The sequence below is a fragment of the Staphylococcus sp. 191 genome (assembly GCF_011174885.1).
Classification (GTDB): domain Bacteria; phylum Bacillota; class Bacilli; order Staphylococcales; family Staphylococcaceae; genus Staphylococcus; species Staphylococcus coagulans.
On the sequence record NZ_PNRJ01000006.1, the window covers coordinates 1 to 19,022 of the forward strand.

The following is a 19,022-nucleotide window of genomic DNA, read 5'->3' on the forward strand; positions in this document are numbered from 1 at the left end:
TTTTTAATATCAAAAATTAAAATAACGGTCAGTGACTATTTCACCAACCGTTAAAAATATATAACCGTAAGAAAAAGCAACTTTTTTTATGCTTAAACACAGTCATGGCAAGTATTCTGATGAATTCTTGATAAACGGGAATAGTTACCTATATTATCAAGACAAGAAGAAACTCGTTTTCACTCGTTTCAAAACAAACATAAAATATCAAAAACATAAAACATTGTTTAATATATACAGAGAAAGAGAATAATAATAAAAAAGAATGATTAGGGGGATTCTTATGCCAAAATTAAAATCTTTAAAACTAGCAACCAGTTTAACAATCATAGGAGGTATAATATTAACTCCGTTAGAAGCAGAATTAAATCAAAATCATTCAAAAGTGGAAGCAAAAGAAGACAAAGTTGAAATAGACAATCAAATAGCTAACATAATAGCAAATAACTTAGAAAAAAATAACGAAGGCCATCTTATAATAATCAACGAAAAGAATTTAACTAAAGAATTAGAACAGACAAATACTAAGTTATCAATTTCAGAAATCAAAAAATACGTTAAAAATTACAACGACACCATATCAGGAAAGAAAGGAGAAAAAGCTAAAAACGATTTACAAAATTTCAACAATCAGATAAGCAAACAAAACTCACAGCAAAGTACAGCATTCAGATCTAAATGCTCTAATGCTATTGCTGCAACAGGATTCGTACATACAGCAGCAGTTACAGGAGCTGCTGCTGCACTTGGAGTTTCAGGCCCGGTTGGCTGGGCTGTAGGTACTGGAATGGCAGCTGCATATACTGGTGGTTCAATGTTGTGTTAATATGAAAAAATTCATTAATAACTACTACTTCACACTAATCTTTTTAACATTACTAGTATTTTTTTCTATCACTTTCACTTCAATTTTTACCAAAAACCAATATATGTATATGCTAATGTCATTTGTAATATTACTAAGTACATTTCCTGTAGAGATACAACTGAATAAACATAATAATACAAAAGAAAAAGGACGGAAACTATTATTTAGTATAGTCCCAATTAACATAATTGTTTTCTTAATTTTTACTCTAGTCATTTTTAAATAAATATTTATTCCAATTGCTTTATTGACGTTGAGCCTCGGAACCCTTAACAATCCCAAAACTTGTCGAATGGTCGGCTTAATAGCTCACGCTATGCCGACATTCGTCTACAAGTTTAGTTAAGGGTTCTTCTCAACTTCAATAAATTTTCTCGACATAAATGCGTTTCCTAATCACAATATGCTTTTGTACCTTGATGAAAATATAATTTCCAATCTTTTTCATAAAAAACCCACATTGAACTTCTAACACTTTTAGAATTAGAAGTTTTATCTAATAAAATATATTTACATAACTTAGTTTGAGTAGATAAATCAACAACAACAAAATCCTCAATTTCATAAATATTAGAATCTAAATCAGTATTACAAAAATCTCCTTTTTTAAACTTCTTACCTGATTGACCAAATTCTTCAAAATCAGGATGAAGAATTTCTAAAAAATTTCCGTTCTTACGATTTTCGGAATCCAAATGAAAATATTCATATTCAATCATAAACAGACACCCTTTTTAACAAACTTTATCACAATAGTTATCGCTTTAAAGGTCTATTTTTCGTCGTTATAATCTAGTTAAATCCCGTAAGGGCGCACTTATGCGTTCTAAAAAGTACGCGTGCAAAACCATAATCGACCTTTGTCGATTTTTTTATCTTAGTTTTAAGTAATCGGTGTTGTGGCGCAGATATAAAAATTAATACTGCATCGAAATTTAACTAAGATTTAAGGGGCTGGGACATAGGGTTTCAGCTTTCAAGTAAAACACCACAAAAATCTTTTGAAATGATTTTTGTGGTGTTTTTCATTTGAATTCTAGTTGAAATTAACACTTACCGTGCTATTTTTCTTATGTTTAGTGCCATAAGGGCAATTCCAATTTCACATTCGACTTTGGTTTGGGTGCGTACGGATAATCTTTTGAAACCCAAATTAGCCTTCAGATTTCCAAAAGCTGATTCGACATCTATTTTTCGTTTTTTATAGTTGCCATTCATTTTAGGATCTGAAAGCAATTGTTTTGTATAGTTTTTTAGAAATTCCCATGTGAAGTTTTTCAGTCTGTCACCATAAATTTCTTTTTGATTCTCATATTTAATTTTACGCTCTCTAAAATCATTAATTGCTTTTTTTAATTTGGGTTCGCTGTTTTCTCAATATTTTACGTTCTTGAGTATTGGCCATGTTTTCGATTTGAGAAGTTAAATTTTTTTCTTTGTTCTCTAGATAAGTTTCAATTTGATTCATCTCTTCTTTAGACAACTCTTCTGAGGATTCTTTTTTTATTTCAGGAATTATTTCCTCAGCTACTAAAGTTTCATAAAGTGTATTAGACTTTTCAACAACCGATTGACTGAATCTTTCGGTATTTGCGAGCCATTGAAACGTATATTTATTGGCATTTGCTTCAAGCTTAGTTCCATCGATGTAAACAACATCTTCAGATATTAATTTATCTTCGACCAACTGAGCTCTAAAACCAACAAATAAGGTTTGTAAAATTCCCATCATATGTGGATTCACTCTGAACCTATTTATAGTTCTGTAAGAAGGTGTTTGCCCTTGGGCAAGCCACATGAGGCGACAGCTATCTTTAAGAAGGAATTCTATTTTGCGTCCTGAAAAAACAGATTGAGAATAACTATAAAGAAGTATTTTTAACATCATCTTTGGATGATAAGAAGAAGGCCCTCTATGATTGTAATAGTCATTGAATTCTGCATCAGGGATGGACTCAACAAGATGATTAATAATAGTAGAAACATCATTTTTTGGAAATGTAATTTCCGTTTCTATTGGTAGTGTGAGTTGAGACATGTTATAATTTTTATACATATAAAGTTCCTCCGTATCATTTTGTTTGTGGTTATTCATTATTATACGTGAGGACTTTATTTTTTTGAAATAATATATAAAGAGAATCGATTAAGTAAAAAATTATTTTACCTAATCGATTCTCTTTTTTTGGCAAGGAATTATGTCCCAGCCCCTTTTTCAATTACTGTAATATATGTCCCAGGCTCTAAGTAAAAACCTTAAAATTTTCTTTTAGATTTCTTCTTCAATTTCATCAATCATTTGATGATTAATCTCTCGCCTTTCTTGTTCAGTTAATTCATAAATTTCACTTTCTAGATATTCTTTTTTATTCCAAATATAAAAAATTTGATAAATATATTCAGTCGGATCAACTTCTTTTAGATAATCTAAATCTCCGTTCTTTAATTTCTTTCTGGCGTCTTTAAACAATCCAGAATAAACAAGAATTTGTTTCCCTTTAAGTGATTTATAAAATGCATCGAATACTTTTTGATTAACTAAGTAATCACTATCTTTACCCGAATATTTCGCTATTTCATAAAGCTCTTTATTATTATTCTGCTTAACCCTTTGTACACGAACTTGTGTGATTTCTGATATACCTGTCACATCACGCCATAATATAAGCCATTCTTTTTGGCTTATATTATATCGCTTATCTGTAAAATATGATTTATTTACTGCAATCAATACATGAAAATGTGGATTATAATCATCACGTTTTTCGTTGTAAGTAATTTCTAATTTTCTTACATAACCTTTCGTAGCAGAAATCACTTTTTTACGTTTAAACATCTTTTGAAAAGCATGATTATAATTTTTAATTTCATTTTCCAAATACTCACTCGTTACATTTGGTGTCGTAAGTGTTAAAAATATAAATTGCTTATCTTCTGTTTGCTTAATATATTGCATCATTAGCGATAAACCTAATGCATCTTTTCTCGCTTTTCGCCATGCACATACAGGACAAAATCGATTTTTACACAAATTAGATTTATGCAATTTTTGTTTTTCTAACGTTCTATCTGCCACAAAACTCAAGAATGTATTGCACCCCTTTATCAAATCCATTTGTCCTTCTTTTACATGTCGCTTTATAAATTTTTGAAACACTTGATTTCTTTGTTTTTTCTCAGTATACTTATCCATGTTATATAACTTAAAAACAACTTGGTTTTACACAGACTAATGTCATAAAAAGCGCCATGTTTTCTAACAATTATTAGAAATCATGGCGCTTTTCATTGGATTAAATTAAATTTTAAACTTTCCTATCGCATAGACATATCAGTTATTGGTTGGTATAGGTTTATTGAATTCATTCTGACAAACTCCCAATATGTCAGATTAACCGATATGTTAGCTTTAAAAAGTGTAATGTCATGAATTAAAATCTAAAACCAGTACTTAAATACTTGATTATTTTACATATCCTTGTTTTAAAACATTTTCTATTCTTTGTTGTAATTCATTTTTTTGAGATTGATACTCAAAAGAAACAATGTTTACGGCTCTTTGTGCTTTTCTATGCGCTTGAACTGTATGTGTTTTTTCGAATTCTGTTACTAATTGTTTAGCATTCGCAAGTTGTTGCTCTCTTTTTATCGTTAAGTTACTTTTCTTTTCAGCTTTGTTGATTTCTGGACGTGCACCATAGCTAAATGTTCCATCACTATATGTCACGATGTTATTTTTAATACTTACTGGTGTTTTTTCTCTTGGACCATATCCTTGACTTGCATCAGCAGTTCCAATAAATGTTGTTGCTGTAATTCCAATTGTAGCAATAGCTAATAATGATTTTGTTATCAATTTATTTTTCATAATTTTTTTCCTCCAATTTTTATAACTAACAGATATATACAATACATGATTTTCTACCATTTAGTAATTAACTATTAATTAACTATTCATAAATATTTATCATCATTATTAAATGAATTTAATGATTTTGAGAAATATTCATCATTTCTTTTAGCTTATGAATTCGCTTTATCAATAGCAACAATAAAATAATAATGAACTCTCTTTACTTTCTATACATTAATTTCGAATTAAGAATTCTATATTCATATCACTTTCCATAAATTAAACAACAAAAAAGAGCCCGTTTAAAGCGAACTCTTTTTGCTTAAAACCTTATTCAAAAGATTTATTTCATACAAATACAATACTATTTTGTATGATGATTATTTTTTCTGCGACGTAGAAGTAACAGTCCAAATACGCCAATCATAGTACCTAAAACAACAGGAGTTTGATTTGCTTGACCTTGACCAGTATTCGGTAAAGCTTTTTCGTCAGTAGTACTATGTTGATTTTCTGTTTGAACCATGGCTTCAGATTGATTAGTTTTCTTCGCCTGGCCACTAGTCATTGTAGTCTGTTTTGAAACAGATAGCACTGTCTCTGAATCTTTAGGCGCCACTGGTGTTTTTGGATCATTAGCTGTTATGTTTTCCATTGGTGGTGAAGAAGGATGCGGTTGATTTGGATTTATTTCTTTATCCTCTTGTGGTGTCGGTGATTCTGGTTGATTTGGCTGAGTTTCTTCATTCACTGGTGGTGTTGGCATTTCTGGATCCATCGGCGATATTTCCTCATCTGTAGGTGGCATAGGCGGTACGTTATCTTGAGGCGTGAACTCACGATCAACAGGTGGTTGCGGTTGATCTGGTGTTACAGTATCCTCTTCAAACGTTTGTTCACCTTGATGCTGACCACTGATTTGTGGTTGTGTGTCTTCAGTAATATCTACCGGACTGTGACCACCTTGTTGGATAACATCTTTATCTTCTTCTGTGTCTTCTTCAAATGTTTGATTGTCTGAATTCATTCCACTTTCATTTGGTAATGTTGTATCTTCGACTATTTCTTGACTTGAGCCAATTTGGTATACAGGTTTGTCCTCATTTGTATCTTCTTCAAATGTCTGATTACCTGGATTCATTCCACCTTCATTTGGCAACGTTGTATCTTCGACTATTTCTTGACTTGAGCCGATTTGGTATACAGGCTTATCATCTTCTGTATCCTCTTCAAATGTTTGATTATCTGAATTTGTTCCATTTTCAGTTCCTAATTGACTATTTGTATCAATAAAATGATTTTCGTCAATTTCTTCAGTTTCTGTGTAACCACTATCTCCACCTTCTAAGCCCAGACCACTCATTTCATTGTAGTCGTCATTTTCAGTGATTTCTTCAATAGGCCCTTCAGCTTGTCCGCTCACGTTAGGATTCAACGTATCTTCTAATTCAACTAAACTGTTTTCAGTTGTATATTCTTTTGTATCTTCAACTGTAGTATGGTCAGTCACAGCACCTGTCACAATACCTTTAGCCGTATCTTCATCATATTCAACAACATTTGACTCATGTTGACTTTCACTACCACCTGGATTTGTTTCTTCTTCAAACTCTACAACATCTGAATGATGTTCAGATTTTTCATGTGTTGATTCTGAAATCTCAATTGGATTAGAATCCTCGGTAATGATATCACCAGAATTTTCACCTTTCATTCCATCTGGTATTGAAGTTTCATCCCATTCTAATGGTTTCGTATCTTCTATTTCAATAGTACCTTCATTAAAACCACTTGCGCCTTCAGCAGCAGTTAGTTTTTCAAATTCGAAAAGATTACTCTCTACTTTTGGTGCGTTATCCCCAGCGCCATTGGCGTTATTATCATAAAACTTAATTCCATTGTTCCAAATTGCACTGCCATAGTAATTACTATAATAATAGTTACTATAAAAAGAAGGAAATCCACTTACTTGCGTTTGAAAATTAAATTTTTCAGCATTAGGTTGGTAATTCCCCTCAAAAACAATGACGTACTTTTTATCTAATTTATCTAGATTTAATTGATACTTTCCATTCGTAATTTGTAAATTATTCTTTAAATTTTCTGTTACATTTTTATATGAATTATTTTTATTTTTTTCAAAAATAACACTGCTAGGTAATTTACTTTGACCAACATACTCATATATTTCAACTTTAGGTAATTGTTCATTATTTTTGTATCCTTCTGTTATTGAGCCATACACACTCGCCGTTCCAATATTACTTCCGTTAGGATTAATATATGCAATGTGAGTAAATATACCACTTTCTTTATTGATTGATTCTATTGCGCCATTGATTTCAATACCATAGTGATTTACACCATTGAGATATTTAATGTTTACATTTTTTGTTACTGTATGCTCACCAATTTTTGAGTTTATTTTTTGTGAACCTTCCTCTTTAACCACAAATGGATCAATGAATAAATTTAATTTTAAATTCGCTTTGACGTTGATTTTATCGTTCATGTAATCAGTGAATGTATATCGAATTCTACCATTTTCCATTACTTGGCCAGTAGCCATTGTGAGTGAGCCGTTTTTGATATCCGGCACTTTTTTACATTATTAATACCATTTGTATTGACATTATTAGAAATTGTAAAATCAAAATAGTCATTTAGTTTGATACCATTTTCAAATGTCAATTCATAGCTAAGAGTAGCTCTTTCGGCATTATGTGGATTTATTGTATTGTTGCCGTTTGGTACTTCAATTGAACTCTTTGTAACTTTCACTTTATTCGTAACGTCTTGACCTTGTTGGGTGTTGTTATAAGTTGTAGCCCTTACTTGCGTTGATGTGGATGTTTGTGTTTCTGCGCTCTTTGCTGTAGTGGGTGCTGTTAATGATTGAGGTGCAGTTTGATTATGATTTGCAGGTTTCCCCTCACCTGTTTCTTCAGATTTTGTCTCAGATGCTTCAACTGTTGTATTCGAAGGTACATGCTCTTGTACTGCTGCTTTAACAGGTTGTGATGAATCAGAACTCACTTCTGATTGATTTTCACTTTGTCTTTGTTGATTTTCTGCTTGTAGTTTTAAATCTTGGTTTTGCTCTTGCTCTATATTTACTTGTTCTGTAGTATTTTCATCTATTTCACTATTATCTTCATTTCTATTCCCTATTGTATTTTGCTTTCTAACATCTTCTGCGGCTTCAGCTTCATGATGATGACCGATTCCTATAAATACCATAATCCCTAATAAAACCGAGGCAGCACCAAATTTATGCTTTCTAATACCGAATTTTTGCGTTTTTTTCACTAATTTTTTTCTCCCTTATAATCAAATGTCTACAATGTTTCAATTGCATTAAGCTGTATTATATAGAGTTAAATATAATCAAGCAATCTATTTGTTTAGATTTAATAAAAAGTTTATCATTTTATAAATAATCAGTAGTTTGCAATCTAATTTAAATGATTTAATCATGTTCATTTTTCAACTACTATTCCATTTTCGAAATAATAGCCCCTCTTACTTTTAAAGTCTATTTTTTTTTGAGCCTTTTAAGTTCAAAGTTTACCATTATAATATTTGTTTTATAAATTTGCAAATCTGAAATACCAAATAATACAATAATTACTTTTTATTTATATTTATTATTTAATAAAATACTACACTTACGCAATCATGACTGTAAGACATATGTTTATTAACTACATTTAAGAAACTAAAGTTACCAAGTAGGTCAAAATGCACTAGACTCGGAAATTAACCGTTATACTACAGTTAAGAAATACAAAGGAGGTGAAGACAATGTTTATCATCAACCTAATCAAAAAAGCCATCGAATTCATCAAAGGTTTATTTGGTGGCGACAACAAATAATCTTGCTTTTAACACGAACCGCTCGTATGTATGATGTATGTACCTAAAAAGCCGCGCATCCATAAAATAGTATGGAAAAGCGGCTTTTTTATTTTTTAAATGATAATTCACTTTGACTGAGCCAAAACAAGACTTTCTTCAAATATCTATAAATACAGATGGTACATTAATTAATATAATTCTGTCGCAATATCCTCGCTTTATAAAATAAGCGATTTAAAAATGCTACTTTATAGCTCGAAAGGGATTGTTTCGATTATCTTGTGATCACGATTTCTAAATCGAACTTCACTGTCTTTACCATCTATTATCACTTCTGCATAAGTTTCTTCAACATCACTTCTGGATTGTGATATGCTTCCCGGATTAATCACATGTACATCATTAATTTTTTCATAACGTGCCACATGAGTGTGTCCATAGAATACAATCGTTGCTTGATGTTGTGCTGCAACATATGCCAATTCTACACGTGAACGATTGACTCCAAATAAATGGCCATGTGTGTAAAAAACATTTGCTTCTTCAAAATTGTCTGCTTGTGATTCTGGAAATTCAGGATAAAAGTCCATGTTGCCTTTTACGCGATGATATAAGCTTAACTCCGTATCTTGATAGGCAAATTCAGAATCGCCCAAATGATAAAATGCATCTGCATCTTGGTGTTCTTCATAAATTTGATACAAGATACCTGATTCTGAATGGTTATCACTAGCGACTATTAGCTTTTTCATTTTGCCTCACCTTCAATATAGGCTTGCAGTTGATCAATTGCTTTTCGTCGATGACTGATATCCGCTTTCTCTTCAGCTGTTAATTGCGCCATTGTTTTTTGTTGGTCAGGTACTAAGAAAATAGGATCATATCCAAATCCATTTTCACCAATTTTGTTCAACGTAATTTCCCCTTCAACCGTACCTCTAAATGTTTTCGTTACGCCTTCTGCAGTGGTCATACTGATGACACAAACAAAACGAGCCGTGCGATCGCTTTTATCTTCTAAACCTTCGAGTACTTTTTGAATGTTAGCTTCATCATTTTTCTCTGGCCCTGCATATCGTGCTGAATAAACGCCAGGTTCGCCATTCAATGCGGTTACTTCTAAACCACTATCATCAGCAATCACGGTCTTATTTAAAGCTTTAGCTGCCGCTTCAGATTTCAAACGTGCATTTTCTTCAAATGTAGTCCCTGTTTCTTCTACATCAAAGTCTTCAATGATTTCATTGATTCCAATTACATTATAATCTGAAAAAATAACTTTAAAATCGTTTATTTTACCTTTGTTTGACGATGCAATAACAATATCCGTCATTTTTATTCCTCCTCACCTAAATGTATGCGTTCTACTTGTGTGTCTATGTTGAGCCATTCTTTAATAATATAAGTCATGTATCTCACTTCTCCATTTGCGAAAAAACGATGTTTCGGATGTGGATCATAGTTTGCATGCTCTTGACTAAATGTTAAAAGTGCACTCACTTCTCTCGCTGTTTCTAGACCGGATGAAATGACTGTTTTCGTTTTACCAAAGTAGTCAAATATCGGTTGATAAAGCAGTGGATAATGGGTACAACCTAAAATCACTGTATCCGCCTCTGTTTGTCTCCAACTCTTAAGCGTTTGGTGAATAATAATATTCGTAATGGTTGGATCTTTATACTTCATTTCTTCTACCAATGGGACAAATCCTGGACATGCCACACCGTATACATCTACTTTAGGATTGATACGCTTAATATGCTCTCTGTAAGCTTCAGATTTAATTGTTCCTTCTGTCCCTAGAACAAGTACGTTTTGATTTTTAGTTGTCATAATCGCTGTACGGGCTCCGGGCTCAATCACTCCGATAACCGGAATTCTTAATTGCTTTTGTAAAGGTTCTAAAGCAACGGCTGTCGCTGTATTACAAGCTATTACCAGCATTTTTATATCAAACTGTGTTAAATACATCGCCATTTCAATCGTAAACTGTTTAACTTCTTCTTGGTTTCTCGGCCCATATGGACAACGTCCAACATCCCCTAAGTAATAAATCGTTTCATTAGGAAGTTGTCTCATAATCTCTTTCGCAACAGTAAGGCCCCCAACGCCCGAATCCATAACTCCAATCGGTTTATCCATCACATTCATCCTGTTCATTTTCATTATGTATTTTATTTTATCATATCTGTTATATTATTGGACACTGAAAGCGTACGTGTCGTCCAGTCGTTCCTGTACTTTTTTCTTTTATCTTGAAATAGAAAAAGCGGTGAACAGACTCACATTTGAGTCCATTCACCGCCTATATTTCAATTATTCAACTTCATGGTCTGAACCAAAGAACGATTTGAACATATGGAATGATGTTTCACGATTAAGTGCAGCAATTGATGTTGTTAATGGAATACCTTTAGGACAAGCTTGCACACAGTTTTGTGAATTACCACATGCTTGTAAGCCACCTTGATCCATAAGCGCATTTAAACGTTCATCTTTAGTCATAGCGCCTGTTGGATGCAAGTTGAATAAACGTACTTGCGAAATAGCTTGAGCGCCTACAAAATTGTTAGTGCTTGTCACGTTTGGACATACTTCTAAGCATACCCCACAAGTCATACATTTAGATAATTCATATGCTGTTTGACGTTTTTTCTCTGGCATACGAGGTCCTGGTCCTAAGTCATATGTTCCATCGATAGGTACCCATGCTTTCATACGTTTAAGGTTATCAAACATCCGTGTACGGTCTACTTGTAAATCACGGATAACAGGGAAAGTATTCATAGGCTCAAGTCGAATCGGTTGTTCTAGTTGATCAACAATAGCGGAACATGATTGACGTGCACGCCCGTTAATCACCATTGAACACGCACCACAAACCTCTTCTAAGCAACTCATATCCCATGTGACAGGTGTTGTTTTTTCCCCTTTATCATTAATCGGATTACGTCGAATTTCCATTAATGCAGCAATCACATTCATGTTTTCTCGATAAGGAATAACAAATGTTTCTTCATAAGGTTTTGAATTTTGATCTTTTTGACGTTTAATAATTAACGTAACTGTTTTGTTAGAAGTTTTTGTTTCAGTTGGTTGTTTTTCTGCCGTTTCTGCCATTATTTTTTACCCCCTTTTGACTTACTTGTGTAGTCACGTTTACGAGGTGGAATTAAGCTTACATCAACTGGTTTATACGTGAATGCTGGTTTTTCTTCTGGTCCTTTATACTCAGCTAATGTATGTTTCAACCACTCATCGTCATTTCTGTTCGGGAATTCAGGTTTATAATGTGCACCACGTGATTCGTTACGATTGTATGCACCAATTGTAATTACACGTGCTAGTACAAGCATATTCCACAATTGACGTGTAAAGAAGACCGCTTGGTTACTCCATTGTGATGTATCTTCCATGTCAATATCGTGGTAACGTTTCATTAATTCAACAATCTTTTTATCCGTCTCTAAAAGATTATCGTTATGACGTACTACCGTTACATTCGCTGTCATAATTTCACCAAGTTCACGGTGCAGTTTATATGCGTTTTCTGTTCCTTTCATATTCAACAACTTATCAAAACGTGCTTGCTCTTCTTCTACACGACGTTGATACATACTTTCATCCATGTCGACATATGATTTTTCAACATTTTCAACATATTTAACTGCGTTTGGTCCAGCTACTGTTCCGCCATATATTGCGGATAAGAGTGAGTTGGCACCTAAGCGGTTACCCCCATGTTGTGAAAAGTCACACTCTCCTGCTGCAAATAACCCATCTATATTTGTCATTTGATCATAATCTACATAAAGGCCACCCATCGAATAGTGAACCGCTGGGAAAATTTTCATTGGTACTTTACGCGGATCATCACCAGTAAATTTTTCATAAATTTCAATGATACCACCGAGTTTAACATCTAACTCGTGTGGATCTTTATGTGATAAATCGAGGTAAACCATGTTTTCACCATTGATACCGAGTTTTTGGTTAACACAGACATCAAAAATTTCACGTGTCGCAATATCACGCGGTACAAGGTTACCATAGTCAGGATATTTTTCTTCCAAGAAATACCATGGCTTACCATCTTTGTATGTCCAAATACGTCCACCTTCACCACGTGCGGATTCACTCATAAGACGAAGTTTATCGTCGCCTGGAATTGCAGTTGGATGGATTTGAATAAACTCGCCATTAGCATATTTAACCCCTTGTTGATAAACAATCGAAGCTGCAGAACCTGTATTGATCATAGAGTTCGTTGTTTTACCGAAGATAATACCCGGGCCACCTGTTGCCATAATAACAGCATCTGAACCGAAAGATTGAATTTCTGAAGTTGTGATATTTTGAGCTACAATACCACGTGCGGCATTGTCCTCGTCTTTAACGATACCTAAAAATTCCCAACCTTCATATTTTGTTACATAGCCATCAACTTCAAAGCTACGAACTTGTTCATCTAGTGCATATAGCAACTGTTGACCTGTTGTGGCACCTGCGAAAGCAGTTCTGTGATGTAGCGTTCCACCAAAACGTCGGAAGTCTAATAAACCTTCATTTGTTCTGTTAAACATGACGCCCATACGATCTAATAAGTGGATTATCTTCGGCGCTGCTTCAGTCATGGCTTTAACTGGAGGTTGATCCGCTAAAAAGTCGCCCCCATAAACTGTATCGTCGAAGTGTATCCATGGAGAATCACCTTCACCTTTAGTGTTGACTGCTCCATTAATACCACCCTGCGCACAAACAGAGTGAGAGCGTTTTACTGGAACAATTGAGAATAAATCTACATGCGCTCCCTGTTCCGCTGCTTTAATTGTTGACATGAGACCGGCAAGTCCGCCCCCGACAACAATAATTTTCTTCTCTGTCATAGAATTGTCACTCCCCTGAAATGATTAAACGTTATACGAAAGCTAAAATTGCGCTAACACCGATGTAAGAAACAATCACGAACACAATAAGTGAAATCCAAGTAAATACGCGTTGTGATTTTGGTGATTGTAGGAAACCCCATGTAACTAAGAATGACCAAAGACCATTCGAAAAATGGAATACTACCGCAATAATACATACAATATAGAAAATGAGCCAAGCTGGATTAGAAACAATTTGATGGACCATATCAAAATTGACTTCTTGCCCGAAGAATTTTTGAATACGTGTTTGCCATAAGTGAATCATAATAAAGACAAATGTTAATAATCCAGATGCACGTTGAAGTAAGAATAACCAGTTTCGCATATACGAGTAATGCCCGATATTTTGACTCGCCGTAAATGCAATATGTACGCCGTAGACTGCATGATATAAAATTGGAATATAAATCATGATAATCTCTAAGGCGTATAGAAATGGTAGCGACTCCATAAAGTGCGCCGCTTTATTAAATGCTTCTACCCCTTGTGTTGCTTGATGGTTTACCATTAAATGAACAAGTAAAAATGCGCCTAATGGAATCACACCAAGTAAAGAATGTAAACGTCGAAGGTAGAATTGATTCTTCGATTGTGCCAAAGGAAGTCCCCCCTGCAATACTTTTAAATTTTTGATTTCTTTTTAACTGTCGGATTTTAGAAAACGTTTGCATATGAATATAAAAAAAGAAATCAACTCTCCTTCATTGTAACACTAAATGTGACAAATTTGGGTATGAGAATGATTCTCATACCAAATTCATTCATTTTTCTCTTTTAGTGTTTCATAGAGTAAAGTGGCCGTATTTTTAGGCAGTCCTGCTTCTTGAAGTTGCTCCACACTTGCTTCACGCATTTTTCTAATCGAACCAAATGTTCTTAATAATTTTGTTTTACGTTTTGGACCGATACCTTCGACTTGATCTAGTACCGATTGCATTCCTGTTTTTTGTCTCGTTTGACGATGGAAAGTAATCGCAAAACGATGCACTTCATCTTGAATACGATGCAATAAATAGAAGGCTTGACTATTTTTCTTCAAAGGAATAACTTGTGCGGTCTCTCCATACAATAATTCTGAAGTTTGGTGCTTGTCATTTTTAGCGAGCCCTGCAATGGGAATGTCTAAGCCTAACTCATTTTCTAATACACTTGCGACACTTGACATGTGTCCTTTCCCCCCGTCAACAATAATCAAGTCTGGAAGAGGCAAACCTTCATTTAACACACGTGTATAGCGACGACGCACTGCTTCTTGCATAGACTTATAATCATCTGGACCTTCAACAGATTTTATTTTGTATTTACGATAACCTTTTTTATCTGGCTTTCCATCGACAAAACTGACCATTGCAGAAACGGGATCAACACCTTGTATGTTCGAATTATCAAAAGCCTCAATACGAATGGGAGTTTGAATCCCCATCGCATCGCCCAATTGTTCGATTGCTTTGACTGTTCGAGATTCATCTCTAGCAATGAGTTCAAATTTATTGTCTAATGCAATATGTGCATTTTTATTTGCCATATCAACAAGTTGCTTTTTTTGACCACGCTGAGGCGAAACGATTTTTGTATCTACTACTGAACCAATCATAGTCGTATCAAGATTTGAAGGAACGTGAACTTCCCTAGGTAAGAAATGTTGATTTAATTGATAGAACTGACCAATAAATGTATAGAATTCTTCTTCAGGGGTTTGTTGCAATGGAAACATCGTTGCTTCTCTTTCAATCAGATTACCTTGTCTAATGAAAAAGACTTGGATACACATCCATCCTTTATTCACGCTATAACCGAAAACGTCTCTAACCGTTTGATCGGCTGACATAATTTTTTGCTTTTTGGTTAGATTATGAATGTGTTGAATTAAATCACGATATTCTTTCGCTTGTTCAAATTCTAGATTTTCACTTGCTTTTTGCATTTTTTCTTCAAGATTTCTTAAAATCGTTTTATCTTCCCCGTTTAAAAATTCGGTAATTTCCCTTGTCATTCTTTCATATTCAGATTGGTCTACCGGATACACACAAGGTCCTAAACATTGCCCAATATGATAATAGAGGCATAAACGATCTGGCATTTTATCACATTTACGAAATGGATAGATACGATCTAATAATTTTTTTGTCTCATGTGCAGAATAAGCATTAGGATAAGGCCCAAAATATTTTCCGCTTCCTTTACGAACTGTTCGGGTTACGATTAGTTTAGGATGTCGCTCTTTTGTTATTTTAATAAAGGGGTAGCTTTTATCATCTTTTAATAATACATTATAACGAGGTTGATACTTTTTAATCAAATTTAGTTCCAATAGCAATGACTCTGTCTCGCTCGATGTGACAATATACTCGAAATCAACTATTTCTCTTACAAGTCGCGTTGTTTTCGTATCATGTGCACCTGTAAAATAAGAACGGACACGATTTCTTAATTTCTTCGCTTTGCCTACATAAATCACTTGGTCTTGCCGATCTTTCATTAAGTAACAACCCGGCTCCATAGGCAACACAGACAATTTTTGCTTAATATGCTGCTTTGTATCCTCCATCATTCATTCACCTTCTTTATTTCCCCAGCTCTAACAATGAAAAGGGAGTGAAACAGAATTATAATCAATTACAATTATAATCTATCTCACCCCCGCAATGGCGATTTTATAGATATTAGCTTCTTTTAAGCGCATCAATCATGTCATCACCTATTGCGCTTTTAATTTTCCATAATAATGCGATAACGTCTTTCGTTTAAATTAAAAAAGAGGCACTCACATTAAATGTGTTTATCTAGAACTTGAGCTAAATTTTCTTTTGGTTGGAAACCAACAACTTTATCAACTGGTTCACCGTCTTTAAATACGATAAGTGTTGGAATACTCATCACTTCGTATTTTGCAGCTGTTGCTTGGTTTTGGTCGACATCTAATTTTAAGATATCTACTTTACCGTCATAATCTTGCGCTAAGTCTTCTAAAACAGGCGCAATCATTTTACATGGACCACACCAAGTTGCCCAAAAGTCTACTAATTTAACACCTTCATTAATTTGTTCTTCAAAATTTGAATCTTTTACTTCTATTAATGCCATAGGAAGTTGCCTCCTTAATTATCATGTGATGGTCAAATTATAACAAATTGTATTTAGCATTTCACTACAATTGCTCATTATTTAATTGTAGCAACCGTCACACCAAAACCACCTTCACTTGGCATTCCCGTTCTAAAAGTGGAGACGCTTTTGTGTTTTTTCAAATGTTGTTGCACACCTTTTTGAAGTGCACCCGTTCCTTTTCCGTGAATAATATAAACGTCTTCGTAATTGCTCAATACCGCTTGATCAAGATATTGGTCTAAAGCAATCATAGCTTCATCATAGCGATATCCTCTTAAATCTAACTCCATTTTCACTGGCGAACGGTTTGTTCTTGTGACCATTTTTGTCGTTTTTTCTTTCGTCTTTTCTTTTTTCTCTAAATCTTTTAACGGGATTTTCATTTTAATAATCCCCATTTGTACAACGGCTTCTTCATTATCCAATAGCTCTAAAACTTCACCTTTTTGACCGTACGATAATACTTTAACTTCATCGCCAGCCACAATATCATCCCATTTTTGCTTTTTAACATTTTGTTTGATTGAGGATGCTTCATACTGGTCTTCAAGTCGTTTCTTTTGTTCGATAAGTTCATGTTCTTTAACTTCTGCACCTTTTTGATCGCGCATCTCTCGCAACGATTTCAAAATATCATCTGCTTCTTCCATTGCCGATTTCACACGCTGGTTCGCTTTTTCTTTAGCCTCTTCCATTAACCGCGCTTCATAATTTTGATATTTCTCATATGCTGCTGATAATGCTTTATGCGTTTGAGAAGCTTCACGAACAAGACGATCTAATTCAATTCGTTGATTATCTACACGCTTCGCATTGTTTTCTAATGCTGCAATCATTTCATTAATTTCTTGTTCATCTTGACCGATCATTGATTTTGCGTGATGAATAATTTTAGATTTTAATCCAAGACGCTTAGAAATATCAAACGCATTTGAACGTCCGGGTACACCCATTAATAATTTGTAAGTCGGACTTAACGTATTGACATCAAATTCAACACTTGCATTCATCACACCTGCGCGATTATAACTATAAGCCTTTAATTCAGGATAATGCGTTGTTGCCATCACAAGCGCGCCTAACTCATGAACATCATCTAGAATGCTCATAGCTAATGCCGCACCTTCACTTGGATCAGTTCCAGCACCCAATTCGTCAAAAAGTATCAAGCTTTGTGCATTCGCTTCGTCTAAAATAGAAACGATGGTTTTCATATGTGAAGAAAACGTTGAAAGCGACTGCTCAATAGATTGTTCGTCACCAATATCGCAAAATACATGATCAAATACGCTCAATTGACTGCCATCTAAAGTTGGAATCAGTAAGCCAGATTGTGCCATGATAATAATTAATCCCAATGTTTTAAGCGTTACGGTCTTACCACCCGTATTCGGACCGGTAATGATTACGGTTTGAATAGAAGAAGCAAATTCTATAGTATTCGCCACAACCGTTTCACGATCCAAGAGTGGATGAAATGCTTTCGGCAAATAGACTTGTCGCTCTTTAAAAAATTCTGGTTTAGTCCCTTTGATTTTAGAGGCATATCTCGCTTTACCAATCAAAAAGTCTAAATGTCCCATAACCTTTTCAGAAAGCAAGCAAGCATCAGCTGCTTCTGCAACTTCTTGTGTTAATTCAGTTAAAATCCGTTGACGCTCTGTTGCTTCTTCACTGCGTAGACGGCTAACTTGGTTGTTTAATTCTACAACTGATGCAGGCTCAATATAGAGTGTTTGACCTGAAGCCGATTGGTCATGAACAATACCATTAAAATCTTGTCGATATTCAGCTTTAACAGGAATAACATTACGTTCATTTCTCACTGTCACAATGGCATCAGAAAGCTTTTTTTGATTTCCGGTAGATTTTACAATGCGATCAAGCTGTGTTTTAACATTTTGATTTGTTTTAGAGATACGACTTCGAATCGACTGTAACTGCACACTTGCAGAATCATACAAATCATCACTATCACATTTTTGATGAATTGATTGATATAAATCTGTTAAGACCGGTAATTGTTGCATCTGTGTGTCCAAAATTTCATAATTAATCGTCTCTTCATCTTCAACGATTTGATTGTAAAATGTCTTAAACTGATTTTGAACTTGAATCAGCATCTTTATCGCATTTAATTCCGGTACATTTAAAGTACCGCCAATTGTTGCACGTTTAATGAAAGGCTCTACACGTGATAATCCGCTCATACTCGGGATACGATATTGATTATAAATTCTAGCAATTTCGTCCATTTCATTCATTTGATAAACGACCGTATCATAGTCAGAAGAGGGTGTCAGCTGCTTAACCTTTTCAACTGCTAAATCACTCATCACTTCTTGTTCTATCAATGATTTAATCTTATCAAACTCTAATATTTCTAAAGTTTTTTGTTTCATCC

Annotated in this window: 18 protein-coding genes; 2 read left to right on the forward strand and 16 right to left on the reverse strand. The window is 34.2% G+C overall.

Annotation, left to right across the window (positions count from 1 at the left end; translation table 11 throughout):
* Window positions 1–283 precede the first annotated feature (283 nt).
* Window positions 284–826: a hypothetical protein gene (locus tag C1H58_RS12205; protein WP_207554705.1), complete on the forward strand. Its 543-nt coding sequence runs from the start codon at window positions 284–286 to the stop codon at window positions 824–826.
* Between the two features lie 434 nt (window positions 827–1,260).
* On the opposite strand, the gene C1H58_RS05955 is transcribed toward C1H58_RS12205, so the two are convergent.
* The 7 genes from C1H58_RS05955 to C1H58_RS05980 form a co-directional block, all read right to left on the reverse strand.
* Window positions 1,261–1,587, reverse strand: coding sequence for a hypothetical protein (locus C1H58_RS05955; RefSeq protein ID WP_151507914.1), 327 nt, complete (start codon window positions 1,585–1,587; stop codon window positions 1,261–1,263).
* Between the two features lie 334 nt (window positions 1,588–1,921).
* Window positions 1,922–2,212: a transposase gene (locus tag C1H58_RS12555; protein ID WP_481864907.1), complete on the reverse strand. Its 291-nt coding sequence runs from the start codon at window positions 2,210–2,212 to the stop codon at window positions 1,922–1,924.
* Window positions 2,208–2,924 carry a transposase gene (locus C1H58_RS05960; RefSeq protein WP_242681004.1) on the reverse strand — a complete coding sequence of 239 codons (717 nt, stop codon included), beginning with the start codon at window positions 2,922–2,924 and terminating at the stop codon, window positions 2,208–2,210. Before C1H58_RS05960 ends, C1H58_RS12555 begins: the two co-directional genes overlap by 5 nt.
* 213 nt (window positions 2,925–3,137) lie before the next feature.
* A complete protein-coding gene (locus C1H58_RS05965; RefSeq protein WP_165545641.1) occupies window positions 3,138–4,061 on the reverse strand; it encodes a protein rep in 924 nt (307 codons plus the stop codon).
* A gap of 270 nt (window positions 4,062–4,331) precedes the next feature.
* On the reverse strand, window positions 4,332–4,736 hold the full coding sequence (locus C1H58_RS05970; RefSeq protein WP_165545642.1) for a fibrinogen-binding protein: 405 nt from the start codon (window positions 4,734–4,736) through the stop codon (window positions 4,332–4,334).
* A gap of 349 nt (window positions 4,737–5,085) precedes the next feature.
* Window positions 5,086–7,290 carry a fibrinogen-binding adhesin SdrG C-terminal domain-containing protein gene (locus tag C1H58_RS05975; RefSeq protein WP_207623136.1) on the reverse strand — a complete coding sequence of 735 codons (2,205 nt, stop codon included), beginning with the start codon at window positions 7,288–7,290 and terminating at the stop codon, window positions 5,086–5,088.
* Window positions 7,272–8,030: a YSIRK-type signal peptide-containing protein gene (locus C1H58_RS05980; protein WP_165545644.1), complete on the reverse strand. Its 759-nt coding sequence runs from the start codon at window positions 8,028–8,030 to the stop codon at window positions 7,272–7,274. Before C1H58_RS05980 ends, C1H58_RS05975 begins: the two co-directional genes overlap by 19 nt.
* 495 nt (window positions 8,031–8,525) lie before the next feature.
* On the opposite strand from C1H58_RS05980, the gene C1H58_RS12560 reads away from it, so the two are divergent.
* Complete coding sequence (locus tag C1H58_RS12560) at window positions 8,526–8,597, forward strand: epsilon family phenol-soluble modulin (protein WP_095658923.1); 72 nt, start codon at window positions 8,526–8,528, stop codon at window positions 8,595–8,597.
* A gap of 230 nt (window positions 8,598–8,827) precedes the next feature.
* On the opposite strand, the gene C1H58_RS05990 is transcribed toward C1H58_RS12560, so the two are convergent.
* The 9 genes from C1H58_RS05990 to C1H58_RS06030 form a co-directional block, all read right to left on the reverse strand.
* A complete protein-coding gene (locus tag C1H58_RS05990) occupies window positions 8,828–9,331 on the reverse strand; it encodes a YfcE family phosphodiesterase (RefSeq protein WP_165545645.1) in 504 nt (167 codons plus the stop codon).
* Window positions 9,328–9,912, reverse strand: a complete 585-nt coding sequence (locus C1H58_RS05995) for an XTP/dITP diphosphatase (RefSeq protein WP_165545646.1) — start codon at window positions 9,910–9,912, stop codon at window positions 9,328–9,330. Before C1H58_RS05995 ends, C1H58_RS05990 begins: the two co-directional genes overlap by 4 nt.
* A 2-nt stretch (window positions 9,913–9,914) precedes the next feature.
* Window positions 9,915–10,721 (reverse strand): glutamate racemase, encoded by an 807-nt coding sequence (gene racE, locus C1H58_RS06000; protein ID WP_165545647.1) that lies wholly within the window; start codon window positions 10,719–10,721, stop codon window positions 9,915–9,917.
* A 174-nt stretch (window positions 10,722–10,895) separates the two neighbouring features.
* On the reverse strand, window positions 10,896–11,699 hold the full coding sequence (sdhB, locus tag C1H58_RS06005; RefSeq protein ID WP_050345787.1) for a succinate dehydrogenase iron-sulfur subunit: 804 nt from the start codon (window positions 11,697–11,699) through the stop codon (window positions 10,896–10,898).
* Entirely contained in the window at window positions 11,699–13,465 is a 1,767-nt protein-coding gene (sdhA, locus tag C1H58_RS06010) for a succinate dehydrogenase flavoprotein subunit (protein WP_165545648.1), read from the reverse strand. Before sdhA ends, sdhB begins: the two co-directional genes overlap by 1 nt.
* A 31-nt stretch (window positions 13,466–13,496) precedes the next feature.
* Entirely contained in the window at window positions 13,497–14,108 is a 612-nt protein-coding gene (locus tag C1H58_RS06015; protein WP_016424805.1) for a succinate dehydrogenase cytochrome b558 subunit, read from the reverse strand.
* Between the two features lie 159 nt (window positions 14,109–14,267).
* Window positions 14,268–16,058 carry an excinuclease ABC subunit UvrC gene (gene uvrC / locus C1H58_RS06020; RefSeq protein WP_060830071.1) on the reverse strand — a complete coding sequence of 597 codons (1,791 nt, stop codon included), beginning with the start codon at window positions 16,056–16,058 and terminating at the stop codon, window positions 14,268–14,270.
* 221 nt (window positions 16,059–16,279) lie between these two features.
* Window positions 16,280–16,594 carry a thioredoxin gene (gene trxA / locus C1H58_RS06025; RefSeq protein WP_050331318.1) on the reverse strand — a complete coding sequence of 105 codons (315 nt, stop codon included), beginning with the start codon at window positions 16,592–16,594 and terminating at the stop codon, window positions 16,280–16,282.
* A 77-nt stretch (window positions 16,595–16,671) separates the two neighbouring features.
* Entirely contained in the window at window positions 16,672–19,020 is a 2,349-nt protein-coding gene (locus C1H58_RS06030) for an endonuclease MutS2 (protein ID WP_165545649.1), read from the reverse strand.
* Between the last annotated feature and the right edge of the window lie 2 nt (window positions 19,021–19,022).

Bases quoted from the DNA above. Each gene is read 5' to 3' on its own strand.
- C1H58_RS12205 (WP_207554705.1), top strand. From the start codon at position 284: ATGCCAAAATTAAAATCTTTAAAACTAGCAACCAGTTTAACAATCATA.
- C1H58_RS05955 (WP_151507914.1), bottom strand. From the start codon at position 1,587: ATGATTGAATATGAATATTTTCATTTGGATTCCGAAAATCGTAAGAAC.
- C1H58_RS05960 (WP_242681004.1), bottom strand. From the start codon at position 2,924: ATGTATAAAAATTATAACATGTCTCAACTCACACTACCAATAGAAACG.
- C1H58_RS05965 (WP_165545641.1), bottom strand. From the start codon at position 4,061: ATGGATAAGTATACTGAGAAAAAACAAAGAAATCAAGTGTTTCAAAAA.
- C1H58_RS05970 (WP_165545642.1), bottom strand. From the start codon at position 4,736: ATGAAAAATAAATTGATAACAAAATCATTATTAGCTATTGCTACAATT.
- C1H58_RS05975 (WP_207623136.1), bottom strand. From the start codon at position 7,290: ATGGCTACTGGCCAAGTAATGGAAAATGGTAGAATTCGATATACATTC.
- C1H58_RS05990 (WP_165545645.1), bottom strand. From the start codon at position 9,331: ATGAAAAAGCTAATAGTCGCTAGTGATAACCATTCAGAATCAGGTATC.
- C1H58_RS05995 (WP_165545646.1), bottom strand. From the start codon at position 9,912: ATGACGGATATTGTTATTGCATCGTCAAACAAAGGTAAAATAAACGAT.
- racE (WP_165545647.1), bottom strand. From the start codon at position 10,721: ATGGATAAACCGATTGGAGTTATGGATTCGGGCGTTGGGGGCCTTACT.
- sdhB (WP_050345787.1), bottom strand. From the start codon at position 11,699: ATGGCAGAAACGGCAGAAAAACAACCAACTGAAACAAAAACTTCTAAC.
- sdhA (WP_165545648.1), bottom strand. From the start codon at position 13,465: ATGACAGAGAAGAAAATTATTGTTGTCGGGGGCGGACTTGCCGGTCTC.
- uvrC (WP_060830071.1), bottom strand. From the start codon at position 16,058: ATGGAGGATACAAAGCAGCATATTAAGCAAAAATTGTCTGTGTTGCCT.
- trxA (WP_050331318.1), bottom strand. From the start codon at position 16,594: ATGGCATTAATAGAAGTAAAAGATTCAAATTTTGAAGAACAAATTAAT.
- C1H58_RS06030 (WP_165545649.1), bottom strand. From the start codon at position 19,020: ATGAAACAAAAAACTTTAGAAATATTAGAGTTTGATAAGATTAAATCA.